Annotated in this window: 2 protein-coding genes; both read left to right on the top strand. The window is 62.2% G+C overall.

Annotation, left to right across the window (positions count from 1 at the left end):
• The coding region (locus CLV44_RS17375) for an MBG domain-containing protein (RefSeq protein WP_170069387.1) at nucleotides 1-1145 on the top strand (1145 nt) is incomplete at its 5' end.
• Between the two features lie 50 nt (nucleotides 1146-1195).
• Nucleotides 1196-2871, top strand: a 1676-nt coding sequence (locus CLV44_RS17130; protein ID WP_106593338.1) for a ShlB/FhaC/HecB family hemolysin secretion/activation protein, incomplete at its 3' end; no start/stop codon positions are given.

The following is a 2871-nucleotide window of genomic DNA, read 5'->3' as shown; positions in this document are numbered from 1 at the left end:
TGCTTGACGTGCTCATTACGGCTCAGGATGCCAGCAAGGTCTACGATGGCCTGGCCTGGTCCGGGGGTAACGGTGTCAGTGTCCAAGGCTTGGTAGAGAACGATAATGCCTCTGATCTCACCGGCACCCTGCGCTGGGGTGGCACCGCTCAGGGCGCAGTTGACGCTGGCCAGTATACGCTAACGGCATCCGGTCTGAGTTCGACCAACTACGATATCCGTTTTCAGGACGGCACCCTCACCATCGATAAGGCCCCGCTCACCCTCACCACTCAGGATGCTGGCAAGGTCTACGATGGCCTGGCCTGGTCCGGCGGCACAGACGTTGCCTATAGCGGCTTCGTCAACGGTGAAGGTACTTCCGTACTGGACGGTGAGCTGATCTGGGGCGGTACCGCGCAAGGCGCACAGAATGCTGGGCAGTATCAGATTTCGGCCTCGGGCCTGAGCGCCGATAACTATGCGGTCTCGATGGTCGACGGCACCCTCACCATCGATAAGGCTCCGCTCATCGTCACCGCTCAGGATGCCGGCAAGGTCTACGATGGCCTGGCCTGGTCCGGCGGCACAGACGTTGCCTATAGCGGCTTCGTCAACGGTGAAGGTACTTCCGTACTGGACGGTGAACTGACTTGGGGCGGTACCGCGCAAGGCGCACAGAATGCTGGGCAGTATCAGATTTCGGCCTCGGGCCTGAGCGCCGATAACTATGCGGTCTCGATGGTCGACGGCACCCTCACCATCGATAAGGCCCCGCTCACCGTCACCGCCAACGATGCCATCTGGGTCTATGACAATACTCCATGGCTGGGTGGCAATGGCCTGACCTATTCAGGTTTTGTCGGTGACGAAGATGCTGCGGTGCTGACGGGGGATCTACAGTGGAACGGCAGCGCCGAAGGCGCACGTGAGCCGGGCGAGTATGCCCTGTCGCCGTTCGGCCTCGACGCGGCCAACTACACCGTTACATACGCGGATGGTCAGCTGCGCATCATTACGCCAATGGAGGCCGCCGGGGTGCCGTATACACGGGCAGTACAGCAGGCCCAGCGCATGGCCAGTGAACAGGGCACCTCCACACCGGCCGATACCGCAACGCCCCTCCAGATCGTCGGCAGCGGTATCCGCTTGCCACGGTTTAAATGAGCCCCGGTTATCAGATGATGATGTATTGGATCACAAGGAACACGAACACTATGTTACCGAACGCTTTGCTACCCCTCACTCGCGTACGCACCCTGCCACTTCTTATGGGTGCGGCCGTGTTGAGCCTCGCGCAAACGGCCGTTGCCCAGTCTCTGCCGGATGCGGGCCGCGTGCTGGATGAGATGAAACAACCGGCGCAGCCTACGCTGCATACCACGCCGCTGACCATCCAGCAGCCCAGCCTGACCCCCAGCGCACAGCCGGGTGGCCCGCAGGTTGTGCTCCAGCAGGTTGCCTTTGCAGGCAACACCCTGTTTACCGACGCTGAACTGATGGCCGTGCTGGACGGTGAAATCAGCGCGTCACACGATCTCGCCGGTCTGCAACGTCTGGCCCAGCGCATTACCGCGTTTTATCGGATGCAGGATTATCCGTTCAGTCTGGCCTACCTGCCGCCCCAGTCCCTGACCTCCGGTGCGCTCACCATTGCCGTGGTCGAGGCGCGCTACGGTGCCATTGAGTTCACCGGCGATGAGGCCCTGCGACAAGCGGCAGCGTCACGGCTCGCCTATTTGACCCCCGACGCCCCCATCAAGGGGCAACCGCTGGCCCGCGCCGTTCACCTGCTGGGCGACCTGCCCGGCATCACCGTAGACCCCGTGCTGATGCCCGGCCAGGCAGTCGGCACCGGTGATCTGGCCATTGCCGTGAATGAAGCCGAACCGTACGCCGCATCACTGGGCGTCGATAACCACGGCAACCGTTACACCGGAACCTGGCGCACCCATGGCACGGCATCCATCAATCGCTTGCTAACATTGGGCGATACGCTGGACCTGTCGGTGCTGCTGACCGAGGAGTCGCTCTGGTATGGCAGCCTGGGCTACAGCCTGCCCTTGACCAACACGGGGTTGCGGGGCTACACCCGCTACACCCATACCCATTACCAGCTTGGCGAGGAGTTCAAGGATCTGGGGGCCACCGGCACGGCACGCATCGGCACACTGGGCCTTGAATATCCGCTGATCCGCTCTGAGCGCACCAACCTGTATCTGGACTTGGCGTACAACCACAAGCGTCTGGAAGACACCCCCGCTGAGTTGTTCGCCACTACCGAAAAATCCAGTGATACGCTGGTCGGTAGCCTGCGGTTTGATCACCGTGACGGCCTGTTCGGCGGTGGCTTGACCTGGGCGGATGTGGATATCACGGCGGGTGACCTCTCCCTGGATCAGACGCTGATGATGGCAGACCGCGTCACCGCCAAAACGGCAGGGTCGTTCAGCAAACTGAACCTGGAGCTGGCGCGCATCCAGCGGCTGAATACGGCGTTTACCCTCTATGGTCGCCTTAGCGGCCAGTGGACGCATGACAACCTCGACTCCTCCGAGGGCATGAGCCTGGGCGGGGCCAACGGGGTCCGCGCCTATCCTGAAGGCGAAGCCTTCGGTGACCGGGGCTGGCTGGGCCAGCTTGAGCTGCGCTACCAATACAAGCAGGTTCAGCCCTATCTGTTCTACGACGCCGGAGTGATCGAGCTTAATGCCCGGCCGTGGGCCTCCGGTGATAACCAGCGCACACTGGCCGGTGCCGGGGTGGGCCTGCGTGCCAACATCGACAACTGGCAGTTCAACCTCGCTTCGGCCTGGCGTACCGAGGGGGGCACGCCTCAATCGGATACGAAAGAGCAGCATCCCCGCGTGTGGGGCAGTGTGCAGTACCGTTT

Source organism: Marinobacterium halophilum (assembly GCF_003014615.1).
Taxonomy (GTDB): domain Bacteria; phylum Pseudomonadota; class Gammaproteobacteria; order Pseudomonadales; family Balneatricaceae; genus Marinobacterium; species Marinobacterium halophilum.
Note: the sequence above shows the minus strand (reverse complement) of the source record. Positions and strands in the feature narration are given on the sequence as shown.